Here is a 23,542-nt window from a genome sequence, read left to right as displayed (position 1 = left end):
ATTCCAATCATCTCGACCATCAATTCCGCAACGGCTTCTTAGTCTTCAATAAATGCATAATCCTCTCCTGGGTTTTTTTCTGTTGCAACAACGGCAAGAACACCTCCCGCTCTAACCCCAGCAAATACTCCTCAGATACTCTTGCCGGAGCCGTTAAATCACCACCAGTCAAAATGTAGGCCAGTTGACCTGCCAAGAATCGATCATAGTCACTAGCAAATCCCCCTTGTTGCATGGTGTAAGCCATATGGTCGAGTACTGCACGTCCCTGTTGTCCTAACACCCAAAAACTGTCGTGGGCCGGCGGACGATACCCTGCCCGATCAAGGCACAGCACCTCTTCTTTTGCCACATAGAGACGCTGGTCATTGTTCATAACAATGTGAGTATGGGCAGGCAAAAAGCCTAACTCCATTGCCTCATAGGCGCTGCCTGCAACAGTCGCTGTTGCCACAGTTTTAAAGGCATGATTCAAGTAGGGCTGAATGTGTTGAGCTGTACCGCTCACAGCCTGCTGTGATGCCCACTTTGCCAAACGAGTGGTACCGGTTGCCCCAGGAATGAGACCAACACTTAATTCGACAAGGCCAATATAACTCTCGGCAGCAGCGACCACATGGGGACAAGCCATTACTAACTCACAACCTCCTCCCAAGGCTCGCCCCTGCACTGCCGCCACAATCGGTTTATGGAAGTAACGAATTTGCTGTAGCAACGTCTGAAACGTCACCAACAAATCAGTAATCATTGACCAGTTGCCAGTTTGAGCTGCTGTTGCCATTTCCACAAGGTTGGCCCCACCACAGAAATGGTCGCTGTTATTCCCAATGACAAGCCCCCGGTACTGATCATCTTGAGACAACATATGCAGCACCGTCTGTAACCCATCTACAACAGACGTGCTGAGGGTGTTCCCCTTAGAACGAAACTCATAGAGCGCAACGCCGTCCTGCATGTCAAACAGGGCTGCTTCTGAGGTTTCCCAAATCTTACTGTTTGTTGTTTTAATCAAAGGCAGATGAATCTCATCTGTAGCTTGTTCTACCGTTTGTTGCCCCACAGGCCCAAGTACTGAATCAGCCATCAGCAGACTGCTCGGTACGCCATGGGGGCTCCGATAAAAGTGTCCTTCCCCTACAGCTGCTATCTCATTAACCCACTCAGGTACATGTAAATTTGCAGCCTGTATATCATAGAGCACTCGATGGAAGCCAATGGCATCCCATAGTTCGAACGGCCCCATTTGCCAGCCAAATCCCCAGCGCATCGCTCGGTCAACGTCAGCAGGGCTATCAGCAATTTCAGGCAAACGACAGGCACTATAACTCAATAACGCTAATGTTGTTTTACGGAAGAAATCACCCGCTCTACCCAACAGGGTATAAAGCACCCTGACTCGATCGATCAGTTTAGGTAACTGTGCAACATTCTCAAGTCCTGGCAAGTTAAGGGGGCGAGGTGCTTCGTAGGCAAAGGTTTTAGGATTCACTGACAGAATATCCTGCTTTACTTTTTTATAAAACCCTTGTCCTGACTTAGCTCCTCGCGAACCAGTTTCCACCAACGTTTTTAACAAAGACGGCAGCTTAAACATCTCCCTTTGCTCATCATGGGGAATGGCTGGATAGATATTTTCAGCTACATGGAGTAAGGTATCGAGGCCAACCAAGTCTGCTGTTCTAAATGTTGCCGATTTTGGACGACCAATTAATGTTCCTGTCAGAGTATCAATCTCCTCAATGGAGTAGCCATCGTCAATTAGGGCATGAACACCGAGAAATGTGGAAAATAAGCCAATACGATTAGCGATGAAATTAGGGGTATCTTTAGCAAGAACAACACCTTTGCCTAGATAGCTATGACCAAACCGTTCCATTCGCTGCATCACTGTTGGATCGGTTACATCGGTGGGGATTAGTTCCAACAGTTTTAAATAACGAGGTGGGTTAAAAAAGTGAGTCCCTAAAAATCGTTGCCGAAAGTCTAAGGAGCGTCCATCCGCAATCTGAGCAATGGGTAACCCACTGGTATTGGTAGAAATCACCGCATCAGAACGCACTACCTGTTCTAGTCGGGCCATCAGCTGTTGCTTAATATCCAGACGTTCAACTACAGCTTCAATCACCCAATCTACCTGGCTTAGACGAGCAAAATGGTCATGATAGTTTCCGAGCTCAATCCGATGGGCCATATCAGGGGAAAAGAAAATTGGCGGGGAGAGTTTTCTAGCCTTGTTAAATGCCCCTTCTACCACTGCATTTTTATCACCTTTCGGAGCAGGTAGATCCATCAATAATACCTGCAATCCTGCATTTGCCAAATGAGCTGCGATCTGAGTACCCATAATACCAGCCCCCAGCACAGCAGCCGTTTTGAAAGGAAGAAAAGTCATAATAGATCTCCTCAAAAGCAGGTCAACGGAGGGTAAATACCCTCCACTAAAAATACGAAATACGGAAGGTGGGCACCGCTCACCAAAAACAGACTGTAGGTTGGGTTGAGTCTATCGAAACCCAACAAATCCAAATATCATGAAGCTAAACGCCTCCACCTTTGATATAAATGAGAGAACCTCCTTGGCGACACCTGGCACAAGGACTCAACCTCTTGATAAAGCACATCGATTTCCTGGGCATAAGCCTTATAGAGCTGTTGGCGATTTCCCCTAACACCCACCTTTTCAGAAATCAGCACAAACCGCTTAATGGTTGACCAACTTGGCAACCGAGCATTCATTTGGTCAATAAGCTTTTGGTAATAAGATCTCATCAGTACTAACTCATCAGCTTGACCTCCAACATTACTCAGCAATTTCTCTAATAGCAGATCCCAGTTTGACAAAATCTCCCCGCCAGCCTGAAGAGTTGTTTTGAGAATTTCATTTTCAGGGACAATCAACACTCCACAAAACTTTTGTCCAGGTCCCACTAGCAAAGCTTGTTTCACTAACGGAGACAGTCTCAACTGTGTCTCAATCGGTGCCGGAGCGATGTACTTGCCAGTGGATAACTTGAAAAGACCTTTCTTGCATCCCTGGAGCGTCAATAGGCCATCTATAGAAAACTCTCCAAAGTCTCCCGTGTGGAACCACCCATGGGCGTCAATCACCGCCTCCGTTGCGTCTGGATCATCGTGATACCCCATCATGGTGTAAGGACTATGGACTAAGACCTCACCATCCGCCGCCAGCCGCATTTCCACACCGGGGATAGGTGCCCCCACAGTCCCTGAGCGCAGCCAGCGCGCGCGTGTATAGCTGAGCACAGAACTGGTCTCAGTTAAGCCATAGCCCTGCTTCACCGGGATACCAACACCATTAAAAAAGGTCATAATTTCAGGACGTAGGGCCGCTCCACCACAGAGTAGATGGCGTATATTCCCGCCAAAGGCTCGACGCAAATTCTTAAACACGCCATGGCTAAGTAGCCAGCGCTGTAAACGACGCCAGCTTACACTCCCTAGCTCATCATCATGGGCCAGATGCCAGCCCCAGTTCAGCCAGTAGTGTTTTAGCCCACGGGACTGTTGTCGCAGGTTATTAATTCGCTCATAAACTTTCTCCAGCAGTCGTGGCACCGTAATAAATATGGTGGGTTTCACGGTCGCTAAATGTAGAAATACCCGTTTTGGAGATGAGAAATAAATGTGATGGCCAAAGGCAAAGTGGCCATAGAGAAACGCCCTTGCAAAAATATGGTTGAGGGGTAAAAACGATAGGGCTACTTCCGGTGTACCTGGCTTCAGTCCTGGCATGCTGCTAAACGCCGCCCAGATATTGCCAGTTAAGTTCCTGTGACTTAACATTGCGCCTTTAATATGACCACTGGCATCGGGGGTGTAGACAATGGTGGCCAAATCATCGGGATGAATCCGCTGCTTCAATGCCTGAATCGCTTCTGGGGAATGGGCATGACGACCCTGGTGACGAATGTCTTCTAATGTTTTAATTGTGCTCTTTGATAACACCCAGTCGGGGCGTGTTGCTTTTTCAACAACAATAATCAAATCAACCTGCTGTACCTGGTGGTAAAAGCGTTTTAACGTTTTCCAGGTGGACACAACTAGTGCCTTAATGTGGGCATCGGCCACTATCCAGCGAATGGCGGATAGTGGTTGCCCTTTGTCTATGGGGATAGTGACTAGATTTGCGATCGCACTGCCCATATCCACCAACGCCCAATGGATATCGCTCTCTAGTAGCAGGCCAATGCGGTGTGACTCACTGGTACCCTCGTTACCGGTCAATCCTTCGGCCTCTAAGCCTAGCGCCAACTCTTCAGCAGCAGTACGAAACTCAATATAGGAATAAGTCTCCCACCCATGGGGAGTCCACTGATGCAACGCAGCATAGTCATAGGCACACCCCATATCTAACAAATCAGGAATAGTATGATGAAGCTGTACAGAACCCTGAGTAGCTGGCGCAACATACAACGCGCAGCAAAGGGGACATTGATCAACCATCTTTTTAAGAGAGCTAAAAACCCTCTTCCTCAATACAATTGGGACGCCCGTTGCAGTGGCATAGGGCAATCGCACCCAAAGACCTATAGTTCTACCCAGCAAAGAGAGGAGTGGATAAGGGTAGAGCCTATGGCTTGGTCATTAACAGTTGAATTTAGCCATGGGCAAACGACTCCGAGCCTTCATTAAGCAGACTAAACCTCACACCTAAACCCATTTCAAGCAGTATTTTCTGTACAGAAAAACGCATAAAAAAGACTCGTTACAGGAGTCATCAACGGGTTTAAAGTCGCAGCTGACTATCAGGCTAGAGCTGAGATAATCTATTCGATAACAATAAAAAACAGCCAGATAAATGGCGACTTATAGTCAAGAATCCAGCTGATTAACCAAGCAATATCACAGTAAAGAACTTAGTCTATTTCAAGTAGCCTAGTTGGGTTAGCTGGTTTTCTAATACCACTATTATAGTGGGATCGCCCATCAGACATGAAGTTGTCTTAATAAGGTCGTAATATTTCAGAAATATTTAAACCGCCATTTGATAGCTATTTGAACACAGTCTCATCTTTTTTGATGTGACTCTCTAGCCAACTATTAATATCTTTCATAATCTCGGTTTGATTAATTTCGTTATAGAGTTCGTGATAAGCTCCGCTATAACTAATGAACGTCTTATCTTTTTGAGATAAGTCTTGAAAAAAAACTTGACTGATTCTAGGATCTGCAACTTTATCAGCAGTGCCATGCAACATCAAAATAGGTGATGTCAGATGTTCTTGATGACTCCATAGAGTCTTTGTCGTTTTTAGAAACTCTGTTGCCAGACGAGCTGTCCCCCGACGATGTCTTAGCGGATCGTGGGCATAGGCTAAAACCACCGAGCGATCGCGTGATGGCAAAATGTGATTGAGGCCAAGGGAAAGAGAAAATCGAGGCCAGCCCATGGACAATAGTTGACCAATTCTTAAACGCAGGTCAGTTTTAGCATGGATACCAAAGGGTGGCGATGCCGCTACGATGCCTGCAATGCTTGGATATAGACGTTTATTCGATTGTCTTTCCGTTAGGTGGCTGTTAAGTTCATAGTCCAATGCGACAATACTACCTAAGCTATGCCCTAATAAGAAACAAGGCACCAGTGGATGCTGTTGCTGGACTATGGCAAGCAAGTAAGCTAAATCATTTCGATAGTCTGCCCAGGTATTAATATGGCCACGCTGTCCTGGTGAACGACCGTGACCCCGTAGATCATAGCCATACAGGGCATACCCTTCAGGCAATAGAGCTTTCACAACATTTTGAAAAAGACCACTGTGTCCACCTAATCCGTGAATCAAAATCACAATTGCTTTCACGGTCGATGTTGGCAACCAGCTCTGATAGTAAAGACTTAAGCCATCTGCTGCGGTGAATAGACCCTCCTGATGTTGGACAGTAATTGTCTGCCATTGAAGCTGTTCCAGACGCTGCTGAAATTTATTGAGCACAGGTTGTAAGGCATGATCAGACTTTGCACTGATGAGGTGTAAATCATAAGGAGGCTGACTAATGGCTTGGGCATAGGACGTTAGCTGTGCCTGAGGAGTCTCCGATTGCCGCAAATAACGATCAAAAAATAGAACACTCAATCCACACAGATAGCTGTCAATAATGGGGGGGGATAAATTGAGACTGGGTAAATCATCATGGCTGGTCAGTTGCAGAGAAGATAACAATTTTCTGAGATCATGCACATGGGACTTGCCCCGAATAACGGCTAAAAATCGTTCTTGGCTGGCCAGTAGAGGAAACATTTGTAGGGGTTCCAAGGCCATGGGTGCTGTTTTATCGTTGCTGCCAGTTGCAATAACTGTAGGAATGGTGACAGACGCTAAACCCTCTGCACCAAATAGGCCATTACCAATGGGATCCACCGTAAAAATAGCGCTAATGCGAGAATCCTGAAGCGGTGTAACTTTGGGCGGTAGTGACAACGCTCGACATTGGAGCAATAGGGATACATTTAAGCTTTCAGAGATTCCCTCACAACGCTGGGCTAACGCCTCAAAATCAATGGTGGCCCCTGCTAAGGCTAAGGCTGTGTAGCCTCCAAAAGATTCGCCTAATATGCCCACATCCGTTACCTTCAGATGGCCATCATAGTCGTGCTCATTTAGACGCTCCAACTCATCTAACAGGGCACTAATATCATGGGGACGATCAAAAAAATCATGGAGTGAAAATATCTCGTCAACACGCCCCGATAGCAAGCTATGAACCTGATGGGTATCGCTGCCTGGGTGCTGGGGTACAGCCACTAGATAACCATGGGACACCAAATGTTTAGTGTAGCGAGTCATGGTCTGGGGATTAGCTGCTAAACCATGGGAAATGACCACAATGGGTACGGGATATGGAATGTCTCCCAGAGGTTCATAGAGAAAAACCTGAAATGGTTGAGATGAGCGCCGTTGTAAACGCAGCACTTTTTGACGTATTCCCCAGGGACCAGGGACCCGAGGATCAATCTCCGGCACTGTCTGTTTCGTTGCTTCTTGCAACATCAGTGTCTTGAGTAAAGCTAACAGTTTATCGGTGGTCTGCAACAGGAGATCAATTTGCTGTGCTGTTTCCAGCAGCCGATCCGTGCGAAGATTGCCGGCTATTTGATACAGCAAGCTCATGATCGATAGCTGATCGGCTTGAGTGATTTTTCGGATTAGTGCCTGACGACCAGCTACATCGTCAGGTAGTTCAATTAACTGTCCTAGCCTTACTAATAAGGATTCACCAATATCTGTGCGTAAAAATCGCTGTAAGCTCTTCGCATCGAGTCTTACTTGGGTTTGTAAAATCTCTTGGCATTGAGTTTGGGCCTGAGGGTTTTGGCTGTCAAGATATATCTCACAAGTACGCTTAGCTAGCTGTGGTAGCCGTCTCTGTTGCCATATCAGAGACACTCGTCGCTGTAGCACTTGTTGAACTGAAGAGGGAAAAAAGGCCATCACAAACCTCGCAGACAAGAATACTTGTCCACTCCCCTCCTAGTTTGATTATGGTGTAAGAACAGGTGCTTTTATGCAGAATGATAGGGTGTTTAATATACGATCTTCATGTATCTAGTGATTTACACGGATGCTATACGTATTATTTGTCATGTTTTGACGACATTTGATACGTATTTATCGGCGGCTATCTTATGACTTAAAAGCAGTTTTTTGAGGCCGAGTATTTCATGTCATCGCTGAAACTCCCTAGAACCAAGCATTTGTCAATTAGTCTTAAGTCAAAAAATATTGTGGACTGCGAAGGCGCACCTATCTAATCCATAGTCTGTGTATCAAAAATAGCAAGCTAACGGCTTGATTCAGAAAAGTAGGATCAATACACTACCAACAGGTGTGTTGTATCTATATGTAGAGCAATGAGCGTTTTTCCTAGGGTTATAGATAGGTCTCAAGTTCTGGAGTGTTCTGATCATCAGTTAAAGCAAGTGGGGCAATACTTAAAAGCAGTACGTACACAACAAGGACTGTCATTGCTACAGGTGGCACAACGTACGCATATTCAACCCAAGCAATTGCGTGCCATCGAAACTGGCAATTGGATGCAGTTGCCAGAAGCAATTTATGTACAGGGATTTCTCAAACAATATGCACAGTCTTTGGGGTTGGATGGTGTAGCGATCGCAAATGATCTTGCAGTACAACCTGCTCCGGTGAACACTAAATGGTTAAATCAGGCCAATTTTTCGGCCCGTGAACGAGGCGTTGGACCGTTGCTGATCAATTGGTTGGTTGGCTAAGCCGATTCCTTGGGGGTGGCCTTAGCAGCTACTGGGGAAATCTCGCTGCCCGTGGCTGCTTCGGCGTTTCCATCTTCTTGATTAGCAACAGATTCTAGGTCTGACTCTGACCTAGGTTGTACGCGTGGAGCCTCATACATGGCTAAGTCAAACCAGAAGGTGGTACCAATACCCACTTCACTGACTAAACGCATCTTACTGTTGTGCTTGGCAATAATGTTTTTAACGATAGAAAGGCCTAACCCAGTACCTTCTAGCGTATGAACGCGATTTTCTACACGATAGAAACGATCAAAGATTGCATCTTGATCTTCAGGTGCAATGCCAATACCGGTATCGGAAATTTCGATGCGGACACTGTCAGTAAAGTCTGGGTGATCAACCGCCGATGGCGCACGATAGGCACGAATGGCCACACAGCCCCCCGCTGTAGAAAACTTCAGTCCATTCCCCACTAAGTTACCAAACACCTGCAACATTAAATCGTAGTTGCCTCGCACCGGTGGCAGACCTTCTTCAATTTCTTGAATCAGCTCTATTCCTTTATCCTTAGCGTTGAGCTGATAGGTGCGCAGGATCTGTTCAATGGGTTGATGAATATCCAACGCCGAAAACTGATAGCGACGATTCGACTCCAACCGTGAAAGATCTAACACGTCATTCACCAGACGTGTCAGGCGATCAGTTTCATGATTAGCGGTCTCTAAAAACTCCTGGCGCTCGCGGTCAGACAAATCATCACCATACTCATAGAGAGTTTCAATGAACGATTTGATGTTGAACAACGGCGTCCGTAACTCATGGGAAATGTTGCTAATAAACTGGCTCTTGGCCGCATTTAAGGCAACCTCTCGGGTAATATCCTGAATTGTGAGGGCAATACCTTTAACCGTTTCACCCGACTGATCCAACACGGAGTTCAGTAATACGCGAATGGTACGACTCGTAGGTTCAGTCAGGGCAATGCGAAATTCTTGGCTTTCAGATGAGTCCCCCTTAGCAGCCTGATATAGTGGGCGGGTCATCTGTGCCCTCACCTCTGTGGGAAGATGCTGTAACACATTACCGTCCGGTGGTAGGTGAGCGTCCCAGCCAAAAATACGACTAGCTGCCGTATTGGCAAGCACCACCTCCATGTTGGCATCGATCAAAATTGCACCGTCAGCGATGGTAGATACAAGACGCTCTAACTTGGCTTTCTCAGCAGTGAGTTCTTCAATATTCTGTTCTTCATAGCGCTCCAGGCGCTCTGCCATGTAGTTAAAGCTTTGAATTAGCTCACCCAACTCGTCTCCACCTCGGGAGAGATCGATCCGCTGCTTAAAGTTACCGGCAGCAATGTTTTTCACACCGGTTAAGAGTTCTTTAATGGGCTGAGTAATGGTCAGCGCATTAAACACTGCTCCCAAAATCACCATCACCCAAATGCACACAAATACAGCAATGGTGACATCACGTGTGAGGTGGGAAGATGCCACCACCGTCGGATTAGGATTAATCCCTAACGCTAGGACACCGAGGTAATTGCCTTTGACTTTAAGTGGGACAAAGACATCAGTGACTTCGCCAGCAGGGGTGAGATGCTGACGCACCATGGGCAGATCAACACTCTTGACATAATTCTCTGGCAGCTGCATACGGCGGCTGAGGGTAAGAGAGTTTTGCACCGCCGAATCAGAATAGGGAATACCAAAAAAGATATAGCCCTCTGGATTGGCATAGAGCATATAGCGAATGCTCGATGTGCTCTCCATAAACCGCCGGGAGAATAGGGCCAGCTCATCAAGCTGCTGCGATTGGACCAAGGGGGCTGTATTTGAAGCTAGCAATAAGCCTAAGTCACGACCAAAACGGGTGTCATTCAAACGGGCATCGAGCTGGATCGTATTTACGGCCCAAAAGGTGAGGCTGCTCATAATCAGAGATACAACCAAGGTGGCCGCCGCCATTAAACGCGTCTGGAGGGTAAAGTCTTTCCACCAGTCAGCGATTAGAGTGCGAATTGTTTGAAACAGCTCTACCATTCAACCTACATAAACCGCTCAACAGTATTGTGACATGAATCCCAAAATGACGGGTGGAGTGGGGCATGGGGACATGGAACGGCAGGGATGGACGTTTTGAGTTTTGAGTGCTGAGTTTTGGGTGAACGGTGAGCAGATACGCATCAGATAGAGTCTCTCAGGCAAGCCGCTCACAATTCAAAACTCGTAATTTAAAACTGATCTCTAACCCTATGGCCGATATCTCGCCGATAGTAGGCATTATCAAACTGAATGGCTTCGGCTGCAACATAGGCGTTTGCGATCGCATCTCCAAACGTGTCACCTAATGCTGTCACCCCTAGAATGCGCCCACCGTTGGATTTGAGGGTTCCTTTGTCTAACTGAGTTCCCGCATGGAATACCATGGCACCCGTATCGGTAGCGGCATCGATACCATCAATGGTCATGCCCTTAGGATATTTGCCAGGATAACCATCAGCCGCCAACACTACACAAGCCGCATAACCAGACTTCCACTCAAATGGGGGGAGTTCCTCTAGGCGCTGCTCACAGCAGGCCAGCATGATCTTGTCTAGGGGCGTATTTAACAGGGGAAGCACCACCTGGGTTTCAGGGTCACCAAAGCGACAGTTAAACTCAATAACTTTGAGGTCGCCTGTGGGGGTAATCATCAGTCCGGCATATACGACGCCACGGTAGTCAATGCCTCGGTTTCTCAGCGCCTGTACCGTCGGTTCTAGCACTTCAGCCTGAATGCGCTCTAATAGGGCAGAGGGGACAACAGGAGTGGGCGCATAGGCACCCATACCGCCAGTATTAGGGCCTGTATCGCCTTCGCCTATCTGCTTATGGTCCTGGGCAGGCATCAGGGGACGAATGGTGATGCCGTCGGTGACGGCCAATACTGATGCCTCCTGGCCTGTCAGAAATTCTTCGATGACTACTTGTTTGCCCGCTGTACCAAACTGACCGCTAAATATGGATGCGATCGCATCTTTAGCCTCCTCCAGAGTCATGGCGACAGTCACGCCTTTCCCCGCAGCCAATCCATCTGCCTTGATGACAATGGGAGCCCCTTGTTCCTCGACATAGGCAGTGGCCGCTTCACCATTATCAAACACAGAACTTGCTGCGGTCGGTATACCCGCTTCCTGCATCAGTGCTTTTGCCCAGGCCTTACTGGCTTCCAGCTGTGCCCCATCTTGATTGGGGCCAAATACAGTAATTCCCTGAGCCCTCAGGCCATCTGCTACACCATCCGCTAGGGGTTGCTCTGGACCAATGGCCACCAGACCAATATTCTGCACCAGGGAAAACCGTGCAATCCCCTCGACATCATCTACAGACATCGCCAAATTACTACAGCCAGCCAATGTGGCCGTCCCACCATTGCCTGGAATGCACACTACTCCACTCACATTGGGTGACTGTAACAATGTCCATGCCATGGCGTGCTCACGCCCACCACTACCAATTACAATGGCCTTCACAACGTTTTTTCCTGACAAAATAAACGGGCTTCATTTTCCCATGTCATGGGCGTATTGGGAAAAGGTTGTAATGTTCCTGTTTCCGCTGGAGATTTGGGACATTCGATGGCATACCCCTATCTCAATACACTTGGTAATATATATGAAGTCTGCATTACCAAGTGCATTACTAGGTATTTATTCAGCAGTCTCTATATCCTGTTCCTCACTATTACTCTGATTTTCTGCTGAGGTCAAAACGTCTGTAGCGGTGATACCTTCGGTGCTGTTCCCAAACCGCCACAGCACCGCTGCCGCCTCAGCGCGAGTGACTGCTTTATCGGGCTGGAAGAGCGTGGTGTATCCAAGGGCTCGACGGATATTGGCAAATTCTCCATTGCTATGGTCAGTCAGGACAGCCTTGAGGACTGTAGGCTCAATTTTGCCAGCATCTTGAAAGCCCCAAGCCTCTGTCACAGCCGTAGCCGTAGCCGCTGGTAATGCCGCTCGGGTATCTAACGGGACTTTCCAAAGAATCAGATCTTTGCGCGTTAGAGGAGCATCAGGTCGAAACTTTACAACCGTAGTGCTGCCATTCAGCGGGCTGGGGATAATCCCTGCCTCCGCCAAGCCTTGAATCGCTGCAAAATCAATATTGGTTTTACCCACATCTTGAAACGTTGGTTGAGCACTTTCTACAGCGGGGCGAATTTTTTTGGCGCGCTGGTCGCTATAGAACTTATTGTTGACCGCCAACAGCCAACGGGCATATTCCCGCCGTGTGATCACTTGGTTTGGCAAAAACTCATTGGGGTCGCGTTCAATATTGTCATCTGCCTTAACATCAATCAGCATCAGCACATCCAGAGCCACTAAATCCTCGATATACTGTTGCAATTCTTCTGGAGCTTCTCCAATATCGATGTAGCTTGTTTGGGTAAATGTGGGGGTTACCGGCGTCTCAGACTCCGGTCCTTCAGGTTGGTTACTGGTTGCAGCCTCCTCCTCCGCTGGTTCAGCTTCATTTGGATCCGCTGGAGTGGCAGTTGTCCCTGGTGTGCTAGCTGTCTCGTTCGTAGCCGTTTCTTCCTCCACTAGGCGTGGGTCAGGCTCCAGATTCTTTTCTAATGAATCTCCCAACTGACTGCCTTCGCAACTGGCTAAAAACAAGCACAGGACAAAACCCAAGGATTTGACGATGTGCTGAGGAAGGTATTGCATTCCACTAAGCTCCCTAGAAGCTGCGTTACCACGCTAGCGTATCTGATCAAATACATGGCAGGCTAGGCTAGGGACACCTCCTTCTTTGGGTTTCTTCCATGGCACGTCCGCTGATTATTGACTGCGATCCTGGAGTGGATGATGCGATCGCACTCCTACTGGCGATCGCCCATCCCGCAGCATTCAATATTCTTGGCATTACCACCGTCGCGGGCAACGTCCCGCTACACTACACCAGCCAAAACGCCCTCAAGATTTGCGCGTTAGCCCATGCAGACATTCCTGTCTACGCAGGCTGCCCTCGTCCCATGCTCAGGCCCTTATCCACTGCCATTGATGTCCATGGAGCCACTGGTTTACAAGGGACAGAGCTACCTACCCCTCAACAGCCACTAATGGTGCAACACGCTGTTGCATTTTTAATCGAGACCCTGCAACAAGCATCAGCACCGATCACCCTGGCCACCCTGGGACCATTGACCAATATTGCCGTTGCCCTGATCCAAGCACCTCAAATCACCAACAAAATCGACACAATTATTGCCATGGGCGGTGCCATTACCCACGGCAACATGACGCCTGGTGCTGAGTTTAATATCTATGTCGATCCCCATGCTGCCCAGGTCGTCTTCGCATCCGGCATTCCCATCAAGTTGATTACCCTCGACACCACCCATCAGGTACTTACCACACCTGAGCGCCTCAAAAGCTTCAGAGAACTCCATACCCCCGTGGGTCATACTGTCGCTGATCTGCTTGCCCACTACGGCACCCCTGATGTTGAACGCTATGGGATGAACGGCGCGCCTTTGCACGATCCATGTGTGATCGCCTACTTATTAAACCCCGAACTATTTACGTTTCGGCCTACCTATACAACCGTCGACACGACCAGCCCTGAAAATATGGGTCGTACCGTTATTGACTGGTGGGAGCGCACTGGTAAAGCACCTAATGTAGATGTAGCCGCCTCTGTCAATACGGCCAGCATATACGACTTGCTCATAAAATCCTTAGCCACACTATAATCCCAATTCCCCATTATCTGCTGGCCCAGGGCACCCACAAGGGGAGGTCCCTGATTGCCCGCTAGCCCAGGTACACCCACAAGGACAGCCCCTATATCCTATGGTCTGCTGGCCCAGGGCACCCACAATGGGCAGCCCCTACATCCTATTGTCCACTTCCCAATTAATCATCAATACTTGAACAAAGTCCTTTACTTTACTGCGCCAACCAGGAACGATTGCTAAAATGCCATCAAGCCGCCCGGTAGAGTAATGACCTATACCACTCAGGAACTTATCGACATCCTCGATCAAGAACTCAAGGCCGCCTGGCGCGGAGAACGCGTATTACTATCCACTGATGATCGCTTAGCCAATCCCGTAGTCTCTAAAGCTATTGGCGCTGAAAAACTAAGTAAAGTCTTTGCCCTTAAAGATTTTCGCGATCAGATTCATCAGTACCAACGAGAACACAATGTATCTGGCCTCGTGTGGCATCCCTGCACATTCAAGGGTCAAACTATTCGACTACCAGAAATTCATCCAAACCTAGCGGCAATTCCAGCCGATAAAGCAACCCTAGCCGCTGCTAAAACGACCATTATTGAATTCTGGCGGACTTCCAGTGAAGGGTTAAGACTGTGGGCAGCAGGTCATGATCCTGTAGAAATTGATGCCGCCACCGTTGAAAGCTATATCAAAGAAACGGAATGGGCCGATATTAGCGCCACTCGCTGCGAGCTATACCTGGGTCTATGTTGGGGCAATCCCAAAGAATGCTATTGTGGCTGGGCTTACCCGGAATCAGGCTGTCATCGCATTATTGCCGCTACCGCCGAACCTAGCGACATAAAGATATAACTATTATGTGATTGCAACTGATGTAGTACTAGCAGATGGTCAAGTAAGCGAAGCAGCAGCAGCTCTCTTGAGCAGTCTATTTAGCTCATTAGAGTGACCCGAAAATTTGGTTAACCAAGTCATTCAGGTAATGATCATCAGAAACAAAGGCTAGAAAATTTCAAGTCCGAACTTTACAAGCAAAAAAGCGGAAGGAATATATTCCTTCCGCTTTTTCAATAATCAATTAGGATACAAGCCTACCGGCTATACCCAAAAGCTTAGTAGCGGTAGCTGCTGCCAGAACCAGGCTTATGAACGATGAAGCTAAGGATTTGGCACTGCTTCACGTTGTCAAATCCAACAACACGAACAAAGCAATCGGGGTACTCAGAACGACAAGCCTGCACTTCGTCTAGGACTTCACGAGTGCTGCTTGCGTTAAACAAAGGCAGCTTCCACATGGTCCAGTAGTAAGCAGTCGGATCAGAATCTTCGTTGAACTCAATGGCAGGGAAGTAACCTTGCTCAAGTACGTACTGAATCTGACGCTCGATCTGAGCATCAGTCAAAGGAGGGAGGTAAGACAGCGTTTCGTAACGACGCTCTTTGGGCAGAGTTTTCATAATCTACTCGTCAGTATCGGTTTACAACGGTTTAGTCAGACTGAGAATCCCTATCACCCGCATCAGCTTCGCTGTGAAAATCATCAGAACTCATTTGAGTAATGCGCTCTAAATGTCGCTTACGATGCTCAATGTTTGCTTGCTGAATGCCCGTCACGACCATCTCTGGGAGAAATTCAGTCACTTCTTCCGCGAGGTGCTGACGAACAGTCATAACTCGAAGCGCGAGATCTGCATTTTCCTGCATGAGCGAAGCAATAAAGGCTTCACCATCCTGTAACTTATCTCGAGTTGCAAACTCATTGAACCAATAGGAGCGAGGCAAGTTTGTTTCTCGCAACTGCCCCATGACTATTCGAACCGCTTGATAGGTTAGATAGCTTGTCAGCGTCTTAGCCGTATCTTTTGCAATTCGCTTTATATCCATGGGTGAGCTCAATGCATCACAGGCATTAAAGCAGCTTGAAACAGCTGATGCAGTAACCAGAGCAGCAGTTTTGATATTGGCATTGCTAACGGATTAGCAATCGCCCTTAATCGCAATGACCACTGCTCTAGCTATGGCAATTAGAGGGTGTCTCTAGTTAGAGAGTGTCTCTAGTTAGAGGGTGTCCACAGTGTCGAACTCAAACTTGATTTCCTTCCAAAGTTCGCAAGCTGCAGCCAGCTCAGGAGACCACTTGCAAGCTTCACGGATGATGTCGCCACCTTCGCGAGCCAGGTTACGGCCTTCGTTACGAGCCTGAACACAAGCTTCAAGGGCAACACGGTTAGCAGTTGCACCAGGAGCATTACCCCAAGGGTGACCCAACGTACCACCACCGAACTGAAGAACGGAGTCGTCGCCGAAGATTTCAACCAGAGCAGGCATGTGCCATACGTGGATACCACCGGAAGCAACAGCCATTACGCCACCCATGGAAGCCCAGTCTTGAGTGAAGTAAACACCACGAGACTTGTCTTGCTCTACATAGTTTTCACGCAGTAGGTCTACGAAACCAAGGGTACCAGCGCGGTCACCCTCAAGCTTACCGACAACAGTACCGGTGTGGATGTGGTCACCACCGGACATCCGCAAGCACTTAGCCAGAACCCGGAAGTGAATACCGTGGTTCTTCTGACGGTCGATTACTGCGTGCATCGCACGGTGGATGTGCAGTAGGAGACCGTTGTCGCGACACCAGTGAGCCAGAGTCGTGTTAGCAGTAAAGCCACCCGTCAGGAAGTCATGCATGACGATGGGCTGACCGAGTTCTTTGGCGAACTCAGCGCGCTTCAGCATCTCTTCACAAGTGCCAGCAGTTACGTTCAGGTAGTGACCCTTGATTTCGCCAGTCTCTGCTTGCGCCTTGCTAATGGCATCGGCACAGAACAAGAAGCGATCGCGCCAGCGCTGGAAAGGCTGAGAGTTAATGTTTTCGTCATCCTTAGTGAAGTCAAGACCACCACGCAAGCACTCATAAACCGCACGGCCATAGTTCTTAGCGGATAGACCGAGCTTGGGCTTAATGGTGCAACCAAGTAGAGGACGACCATACTTATTCAGCTTGTCGCGCTCAACCTGAATACCGTGGGGAGGTCCCTGGAATGTCTTGAGGTAAGCAACCGGAATGCGTAAGTCTTCCAGACGTAGAGCACGCAGAGCCTTAAAGCCGAATACGTTACCTACAAGAGAAGTAAGCAAGTTAGTAACGGAGCCTTCCTCAAATAGGTCCAGAGGATAAGCAACGTAGCAAATGTACTGGTTATCTTCACCAGGTACGGGCTCAATGTCATAGCAACGACCCTTGTACCGATCCATGTCGGTTAAAAGGTCGGTCCATACAGTGGTCCAAGTACCGGTGGAAGATTCTGCAGCTACAGCAGCTGCACACTCTTCAGGAGGAACCCCAGGCTGAGGGGTCATCCGGAATGCGGCCAGAATATCAGTATCTTTGGGCGTGTAGTCCGGAGTGTAATAGGTAAGTTTGTAATCCTTTACACCAGCACTATAGCCAGCCTTCGACTGCGTCGACGTCTGAGAGTAAGACATATCTCCCTTTCCTGTGAATCAAACTAGATGGCTTACGAACTCTTGCAATTCCCAGATAGGGCGGTCTGCCGCTGTTTGACTGAGTTAACTGAGTTCGAAAATCGTATCGAGCAGCAAACACTGCTAGACAGCCAAATTGACTGTTCTCCTTATGGTTAGGCAGCAAACAACTACCTAATTCTTTAAAGAATACTATCAGCGATCTGATAAGTTCTGTTTTGGAACTTCTGTATAGATTCATAATTTTTATTTATGAATCTACGTTCCATATCATTAAGTTTTCGAAAGATACGTCTATTAATGCAGCATATAGAGGTTTTGCTAGCCAGGCAGATTATGCCTAGCATCTTTTGGAGGTAATGTCCCACGGAGATTAAGAAAGTCTTTTATTCTCTAATGAATTTTTTAGATTTATTGGTGAACAATGCCCTGTCTGGAACGGCTAGAGTTGACACAAATCCTTGGGCACGCTATCAAAAGCATCAAGTTACCTGCTGCCATATGTTGCAGGAGAGATAAACCCATGGTCTGTAGGGAGACGTCACTGTGATTTCTGTTAAGCAATTGATTCAGCTGACCGTAGGCGCAACACTGTTGTGGAGTGCTGGCATGCCGGTTAGGGCGCAAGAATCGACTGGGACCCCTATATATACAGACCCGCCGCCGCGAGCTGTGCCACTGCCGTCTGATCGCCCTTATCAACGCAATCCTCTGGCAACTGACTTTCGGGTGGGGGCGCTGCAGTCAGACTTTACGGGGAGTCTCTGGGTGGGCTCCCACCAGGGGCTGGCTCGTATTAATCCAGCAACGGGCGTGATTCAGTCTCGGGTCAATGTACCCAACCGGTTTATTGATGCGATGGCTCAAGATCGGGTGGGGCGTATTTGGCTAGGCACGTTTAACGGTCTTGTCAGGGTTGACCCTCGCATTAATCAAATCACTGCACAAAACTTTCGATTACCGTCTAATCGGGTGTTGGACATGGCCATTGATGGTCGTGGTTTTTTGTGGGTAGGGACCGATCAAGGTTTGGCGATGGTCAGTCCTGATCGAGGTCTGTTGATGACCACCCTGCAAGAGCTGCCAGGTACCAGTGCAAATGCGTTGGCTGTTGATCAGGATGGACAGTTATGGGTGGGAACCCTATCGGGGTTGGTGCGGGTGGATACGGCATCAGCCTTTATTTTGAATCAGGTTTCTAATATCCCAGGTCGTTCTGTCCGAGCGATCGCAACGGGACCGCAAGGACAAATATGGGTGGGTACATCCCAAGGTTTATTTGTCTTTGATGGTAAAACGGGGGCTCTGCTGCGCTCTGTGACGCAAATGGAAGGCAAAAGCGTTACCGACATTGCCTTTGATACAACCCATACCCTTTGGGCAGGGACTGAAAACGGATTGTTTAAGCTCAATCCTTATAACGGTGCCATTGTCAGCCAGGTGCCCAACTTACCCTCAGGCAATGTCCTCTCGTTGGCAACAGACGTCAGTGACAAACTTTGGGTGGGTACAACAGAAGGTTTGGCTTGGGTAAGTTTGACCACAGGCAGAGCCAATACCCATGAGATGTTTACCAACCAACCCTGATTAGCACCATAAGCTAACCAGAAGCCCCTCTAACCCTTTTAGCCAATCCCTTGACGACATTTTCTATTCTTCCAAAGCAAGAAAATGCCGTTACCCCCGAAACGGTCTAGTTGTGGCCTAATTGTAGTAGAGGCGATGGTGCAGCCATCCTCCGGTAATACGTGACTACGGTGATTAGCCATGACCATAACGGTTTCTCAAATAAATCGTTGGAAGCAGGAGGGACGTGCCATAGCAGCACTTACGGCCTGGGATTATCTATCCGCTCAGCTGGTGGATGCCGCTGGGGTAGATATTGCGTTAGTGGGTGACTCCCTGGCAATGCCTGTGCTGGGGTACGAAACTACGGTGCCTCTAACGTTGGATGAGATTATTCACCATGCCAAGGCGGTGCGTCGTGGGTTATCCAATGCATTTATGGTGGTGGATCTGCCGTTTTTAAGCTACCAGGTCAGCCCAGAACAGGCTCTGGTGACTGCTGGCAAGGTGATGAAAGAAACTGGCACCCAGGGAGTGAAGTTAGAAGGCGGTCATCCGGCGATGGCGGCAACGGTGGCACGGTTGACCCAAATTGGTATTCCTGTCATGGGGCATGTGGGCTTGACACCCCAGTCAGTGCATCAGTTTGGGGGCTTTCGTAAACAAGGTAAAACCGCTAAAGAGGCTGAGCGCATTTTGCAAGAGGCTCAAGCGTTAGAGCGGGCAGGTGCATTTGCCATTGTGCTGGAGCATATACCGCAGGATGTGGCTAAGGCTATCACCCAAACGTTAGGAATTCCTACCATTGGCATTGGGGCTGGGCCACACTGCGATGGTCAGGTGTTGGTTACCTCAGACCTGTGGGGACTATCGGAATGGCAACCACCGTTTGCTCAACCGCTGGCAGATTTGCGATCGCAAGCCATCAATGCTGTCCAACAATTTTGTAACCAGGTCCGCCAAACTCCATAAGCCGTCATCGGGGGGTGACTTCCCAGGGATTGCCATATGCCGCTAAGCTGGCTAAGACATCGGTGGAACCTAGCGTTCGTTGGCTCAGTCAAATGGGCTGAGATATGGTGCGTTTGGGAGCACTTAATGACCCATGGGCATAATCCTTTCCTTGGGGAGGAAAAAATTAGTAAGAGTGATGGAAAACTCAAACTTTAAAACTCAGACCTTAAACTTCCCCAGACCTGCGCTAACGTTGGCGAAACTCTTATAAGTAACTTCTAAATTTATTTACTATGGCTAAACTGTCCGCTGAACTTCAGCGCTACTTTTTAGATGCTCCCTCGCTGACGCCAACACCCCATGAACAAGCAGCAGCGGCGGCAGCTACATCACGTTTAGATGTCACCTTAAAGGAATTACTCACCCTGGGGGGAGAGCGTACTTTTGGTTTTTTATTTGTACTGCTCTCACTGCCCTCAGCCTTGCCTGTGCCAGCACCGGGCTACTCGATTCCATTTGGCATTGTTATGCTCTGGTTGGCAGTGCAGCTGATAGTGGGTCGAGAAAAGCCCTGGCTGCCAGAAAAGTGGATGAACAGAGGATTTGAGCGCACTAAGGTGGCGGGCTTCATCACGAAGGGATTGCCCTGGCTACAGAAGATTGAGGCGGTATCGCGCCCTAGACTGTCCATTATCTGCACAAGCCCTGTGGGTCGTATGGTGTTGGGAATTGCGATCGCACTAATGTCAATGTGCATGATGATTCCCATCCCCGGCACTAACACCTTGCCTGCCATTGGCATTTTTGTGATTGGGTTTGGCCTACTCGATGATGACGGAGCAATTAGTTTGGCAGGCCTGACACTTTGCACCCTGGCCGTGGGTCTAGTGGGAAGTATCTTCTTTTTGGGTGCCGAGGTTGTTGATCAAGGCAAAGATTGGGTCAAAGGCCTTATTTTTGGTCAGTAAATGAAAACGACAGTTGCATGATGTGACTTAAGACAATCACCAAAAGATTGCCTACAGCACTCTGCCGTAATCTCACATCAATTCTGGAAACTCATAAACGATAACCCCTGAATCAGGGCGGTTGGTAATGTCAGCATAGCCAGATTTAACCATCGCTGTGAGCTCCGTTTCGATAGCTTCAAAAGATTGACCCGTATCCATCACAGCCTGGGTCACCGTAATCTGGCCACCGTGCAGCTTAGCTAAACGCAACAGTTTCACCGCTAGCGGATCTTGGCTAACTTCAGCGGCAACAGCAGGCTGTAGATCAAAGTTGGATGGGTGGTCATCCACAAGCTGTCGCTGTCGTTTTTCTGCCATATCTGAAATTAGAAACAGGTCAACAAACTGACCAATTCCAAAGAAACCTAAAGTACACATCCAGATGACGCCGGACGTAATTTTGCCGTTGTAGAGTCGATGTAGCCCAAATATGCCTAAAAAAGCGCCAGCCCACAAAAAATAACTCGCAATTTTACGATTTTGAACTTGCTGGGAAGGCACGATAGCAGACATAGCTCAACTAAGTAGGGGGTCTAGTGCTTCCAGCTTACAAAAGGAAAACTGAGAGCGTCCATAAAGATTCGTTCGGGTTGACCGAACCGAGCTAGAGAAAACTTTGAATTTTGAGGTTGGAATTTTGAGTTGATGCTCTTTAGTTGGTTCAGACTTAGTGCAAGGATATCAACTCAAAACTAATATGCAATCCTGACTGATAACATCCGATATCGAAGGGCATCCACAAGGGCGTGCCCCTACAAGATTGTCTATTTTTAATTGGGTTGAATGTATTCGGACTTGGGATAAGCACTCAAAATTTATTCTTCTCGCAACCTTTCCCAAAGCTCTCTCGCTTCTTCTTCACTCATATCCAAACGTTCGCGAGAATGCTGCCAAAACTTCTCCCACCAATCATCCGGCTGAGTGTGGTCGCCCTCATACTCAGTAGGGCGACCTTGACGACCATCTAAGACCAGGCTGCCTACATAGTCGGCCTCATCATAGACTTTTTGGATTTGTTCATGAATTTCGCGCATATCATCAGCAGAGACAACGCCATTGCTGGTGGCTTTGTAAAACTGGACGGTGACGCGAATTGGGAAATTAGGATCTCGTTCGATCTCAAGGTTATCGATTTCGGTGAACGGACCTTCGACTTCACCATGACCGATAACGGCAGCCTCTACATTGCTACTACGCTCCATTGAGTCCATAGCCGCTGATTCCAGCATCATGGTTCCAGCCATCGGTGCAGCGGACATAAAAGGCTGTTTTTGTTTGAGGGGTACCTGAATAAGCATGACCATGTTGAGCCCTGCCTTGTCTGCATCAGTGTTCACAGGTTGCTCATTGGTTGGCTCGGTATCGCTACTGGTATCAATCTGAAAATCGCTGAGCCGCTGGCCCGTGAGACTAGCACGCTCGCCATTTTGATTGAAAAATAAACGTTGTCCCCAGGTATGTCCGGCGTCAAAGCCATCACGCTGGTTATCAATTACAGTGGCGCTGGTGCCTTCTCGGGTCACCAGCAATGTGAGCACAGCCGGATCACCCGGGTAAGACTGGTAGTTAAATAAAACAGGGTTAAAAGTTGCTTCGTCGCCTTGGGGAATGGGTAAGAATGCTGCTTGAGCACTCACCAAGACATGACTGTCACGATCTGCTAAAAGGGATTTCTCTGTGCCAGCCCACGAATCTGGCTCACTCAAATAGCTACGCAAATTTTCAAGTACATCTTCTAAGGAGACCCGTTCTAAATCCTCACCTTTTTCGTTACCGGTAAGCACATAAAACTGATCTATAGGAACATCACCTGTGAGATCCGCAAAATTCGGATAGCGGATGACGGGCATCAGGTGCAGCGAATATTCTCCTGTATCAGGATCTTGTTGTTGGACCTGAATGGTCATATCGCTGATGTTAGGACCAACTGCAGAATTGTCATAACGCCCAGTATCTTCCCAAGTAACGTCGAGGATATCTAGCCCCCAGCGGTCTGCCAGGGTTTGGCTACTCTGGTCATAAATCATTGACCGGGTGCGCTCAATGACTTGACGATAATCTTCAAACTGTTGTCGCCGCACAATACGAGGTGCCTTCTCCGGTCCAGAAACTGGCACATTAGATACGTTAGCTAGCAATTCAGCTGGCTCAGAGGATAAATTTGCCTCAGCTTGATAGGTCATGCCCATCATTGCCATTGCCCCCAATCCTAATAACCAAAGCCGCTTAGCCATTTATCTGCCTTCCTTGTATTCGTTATGCTCAGCATATAAAGGGATTCAATGGCATGGGGTCGGGTTACAGAAAATGCAACGATTTGACTACGCTTGATACCTCACCACAGTCAAACCTTGTCATAGGACAAAAAATATGAATTTCAGTTTTAAGGTCAAAAATGAGAGTCACAGAAATGAGTTTCATTTTTTAGTCCGAAATTGAAATTGATGGGAACGGATTTCAATTTTGGGTCATTAAGTGCAATGGATAAAGCTGTTTTCGCTGATAATGCCCCTGGTCAATTAATTGAGCTGATTGTTGATGGACATCAAGATTGAGCTTT

At 48.1% G+C, this 23,542-nt stretch carries 17 protein-coding genes; 6 read left to right on the top strand and 11 right to left on the bottom strand.

Annotation, left to right across the window (positions count from 1 at the left end):
- Positions 1-19 precede the first annotated feature (19 nt).
- From DXZ20_RS07725 to DXZ20_RS07715, 3 genes are all read right to left on the bottom strand, one after another.
- Positions 20-2,392, bottom strand: a complete 2,373-nt coding sequence (locus tag DXZ20_RS07725; protein ID WP_163697466.1) for a 3-hydroxyacyl-CoA dehydrogenase/enoyl-CoA hydratase family protein — start codon at positions 2,390-2,392, stop codon at positions 20-22.
- 137 nt (positions 2,393-2,529) lie between these two features.
- Positions 2,530-4,464 carry an AMP-dependent synthetase/ligase gene (locus DXZ20_RS07720; RefSeq protein ID WP_163697464.1) on the bottom strand — a complete coding sequence of 645 codons (1,935 nt, stop codon included), beginning with the start codon at positions 4,462-4,464 and terminating at the stop codon, positions 2,530-2,532.
- A gap of 548 nt (positions 4,465-5,012) precedes the next feature.
- Positions 5,013-7,451 (bottom strand): alpha/beta fold hydrolase, encoded by a 2,439-nt coding sequence (locus DXZ20_RS07715; RefSeq protein ID WP_163697461.1) that lies wholly within the window; start codon positions 7,449-7,451, stop codon positions 5,013-5,015.
- Positions 7,452-7,870: 419 nt separating this feature from the next.
- Here DXZ20_RS07715 and DXZ20_RS07710 point away from each other — a divergent pair, with 419 nt between their 5' ends.
- Positions 7,871-8,251: a helix-turn-helix domain-containing protein gene (locus DXZ20_RS07710; protein WP_163697459.1), complete on the top strand. Its 381-nt coding sequence runs from the start codon at positions 7,871-7,873 to the stop codon at positions 8,249-8,251.
- Here the strand turns inward: DXZ20_RS07710 and nblS are convergent.
- From nblS to DXZ20_RS07695, 3 genes are all read right to left on the bottom strand, one after another.
- The gene (gene nblS, locus DXZ20_RS07705; RefSeq protein WP_163697457.1) at positions 8,248-10,275 is read right to left on the bottom strand and encodes a two-component system sensor histidine kinase NblS; all 2,028 of its coding nucleotides are present in this window, start codon (positions 10,273-10,275) and stop codon (positions 8,248-8,250) included. The genes DXZ20_RS07710 and nblS overlap by 4 nt on opposite strands.
- Positions 10,276-10,466: 191 nt before the next feature.
- Positions 10,467-11,747 carry a phosphoribosylamine--glycine ligase gene (gene purD / locus DXZ20_RS07700; protein WP_163697455.1) on the bottom strand — a complete coding sequence of 427 codons (1,281 nt, stop codon included), beginning with the start codon at positions 11,745-11,747 and terminating at the stop codon, positions 10,467-10,469.
- Between the two features lie 177 nt (positions 11,748-11,924).
- Positions 11,925-12,947, bottom strand: a complete 1,023-nt coding sequence (locus DXZ20_RS07695; RefSeq protein WP_163661035.1) for an S-layer homology domain-containing protein — start codon at positions 12,945-12,947, stop codon at positions 11,925-11,927.
- A gap of 98 nt (positions 12,948-13,045) precedes the next feature.
- On the opposite strand from DXZ20_RS07695, the gene DXZ20_RS07690 reads away from it, so the two are divergent.
- Together DXZ20_RS07690 and DXZ20_RS07685 are read left to right on the top strand one after the other, a co-directional pair.
- Complete coding sequence (locus DXZ20_RS07690; protein WP_163697453.1) at positions 13,046-13,975, top strand: nucleoside hydrolase; 930 nt, start codon at positions 13,046-13,048, stop codon at positions 13,973-13,975.
- 252 nt (positions 13,976-14,227) lie between these two features.
- Positions 14,228-14,815 carry a hypothetical protein gene (locus DXZ20_RS07685; protein ID WP_163661031.1) on the top strand — a complete coding sequence of 196 codons (588 nt, stop codon included), beginning with the start codon at positions 14,228-14,230 and terminating at the stop codon, positions 14,813-14,815.
- 260 nt (positions 14,816-15,075) lie between these two features.
- Here the strand turns inward: DXZ20_RS07685 and DXZ20_RS07680 are convergent, their stop codons facing one another.
- The 3 genes from DXZ20_RS07680 to DXZ20_RS07670 form a co-directional block, all read right to left on the bottom strand.
- On the bottom strand, positions 15,076-15,420 hold the full coding sequence (locus tag DXZ20_RS07680) for a ribulose bisphosphate carboxylase small subunit (RefSeq protein ID WP_006517353.1): 345 nt from the start codon (positions 15,418-15,420) through the stop codon (positions 15,076-15,078).
- Positions 15,421-15,451: 31 nt separating this feature from the next.
- Positions 15,452-15,847, bottom strand: a complete 396-nt coding sequence (gene rcbX, locus DXZ20_RS07675) for a RuBisCO chaperone RbcX (RefSeq protein ID WP_163661030.1) — start codon at positions 15,845-15,847, stop codon at positions 15,452-15,454.
- Between the two features lie 174 nt (positions 15,848-16,021).
- Positions 16,022-17,452 carry a form I ribulose bisphosphate carboxylase large subunit gene (locus DXZ20_RS07670; RefSeq protein ID WP_163661027.1) on the bottom strand — a complete coding sequence of 477 codons (1,431 nt, stop codon included), beginning with the start codon at positions 17,450-17,452 and terminating at the stop codon, positions 16,022-16,024.
- A 546-nt stretch (positions 17,453-17,998) separates the two neighbouring features.
- On the opposite strand from DXZ20_RS07670, the gene DXZ20_RS07665 reads away from it, so the two are divergent.
- The 3 genes from DXZ20_RS07665 (at position 17,999) to DXZ20_RS07655 (ending at position 20,940) form a co-directional block, all read left to right on the top strand.
- Positions 17,999-19,039: a two-component regulator propeller domain-containing protein gene (locus tag DXZ20_RS07665; protein WP_163661025.1), complete on the top strand. Its 1,041-nt coding sequence runs from the start codon at positions 17,999-18,001 to the stop codon at positions 19,037-19,039.
- A gap of 180 nt (positions 19,040-19,219) precedes the next feature.
- Entirely contained in the window at positions 19,220-19,990 is a 771-nt protein-coding gene (panB, locus tag DXZ20_RS07660; protein ID WP_163697451.1) for a 3-methyl-2-oxobutanoate hydroxymethyltransferase, read from the top strand.
- A 275-nt stretch (positions 19,991-20,265) separates the two neighbouring features.
- Positions 20,266-20,940: an exopolysaccharide biosynthesis protein gene (locus DXZ20_RS07655; protein WP_163661023.1), complete on the top strand. Its 675-nt coding sequence runs from the start codon at positions 20,266-20,268 to the stop codon at positions 20,938-20,940.
- A 72-nt stretch (positions 20,941-21,012) separates the two neighbouring features.
- Here DXZ20_RS07655 and DXZ20_RS07650 read toward each other — a convergent pair whose 3' ends face one another.
- Positions 21,013-21,495, bottom strand: coding sequence for a TM2 domain-containing protein (locus DXZ20_RS07650; RefSeq protein ID WP_163661021.1), 483 nt, complete (start codon positions 21,493-21,495; stop codon positions 21,013-21,015).
- 302 nt (positions 21,496-21,797) lie between these two features.
- The gene (locus DXZ20_RS07645) at positions 21,798-23,216 is read right to left on the bottom strand and encodes a hypothetical protein (protein ID WP_163697449.1); all 1,419 of its coding nucleotides are present in this window, start codon (positions 23,214-23,216) and stop codon (positions 21,798-21,800) included.
- Positions 23,217-23,542 lie beyond the last annotated feature (326 nt).

This window comes from Adonisia turfae CCMR0081 (assembly GCF_011009555.1).
GTDB classification, from domain to species: domain Bacteria; phylum Cyanobacteriota; class Cyanobacteriia; order Phormidesmidales; family Phormidesmidaceae; genus Leptothoe; species Leptothoe turfae.
The sequence above is the reverse complement of the archived record's forward strand: the minus strand, read 5'-3'. Positions and strand labels throughout refer to the sequence as shown.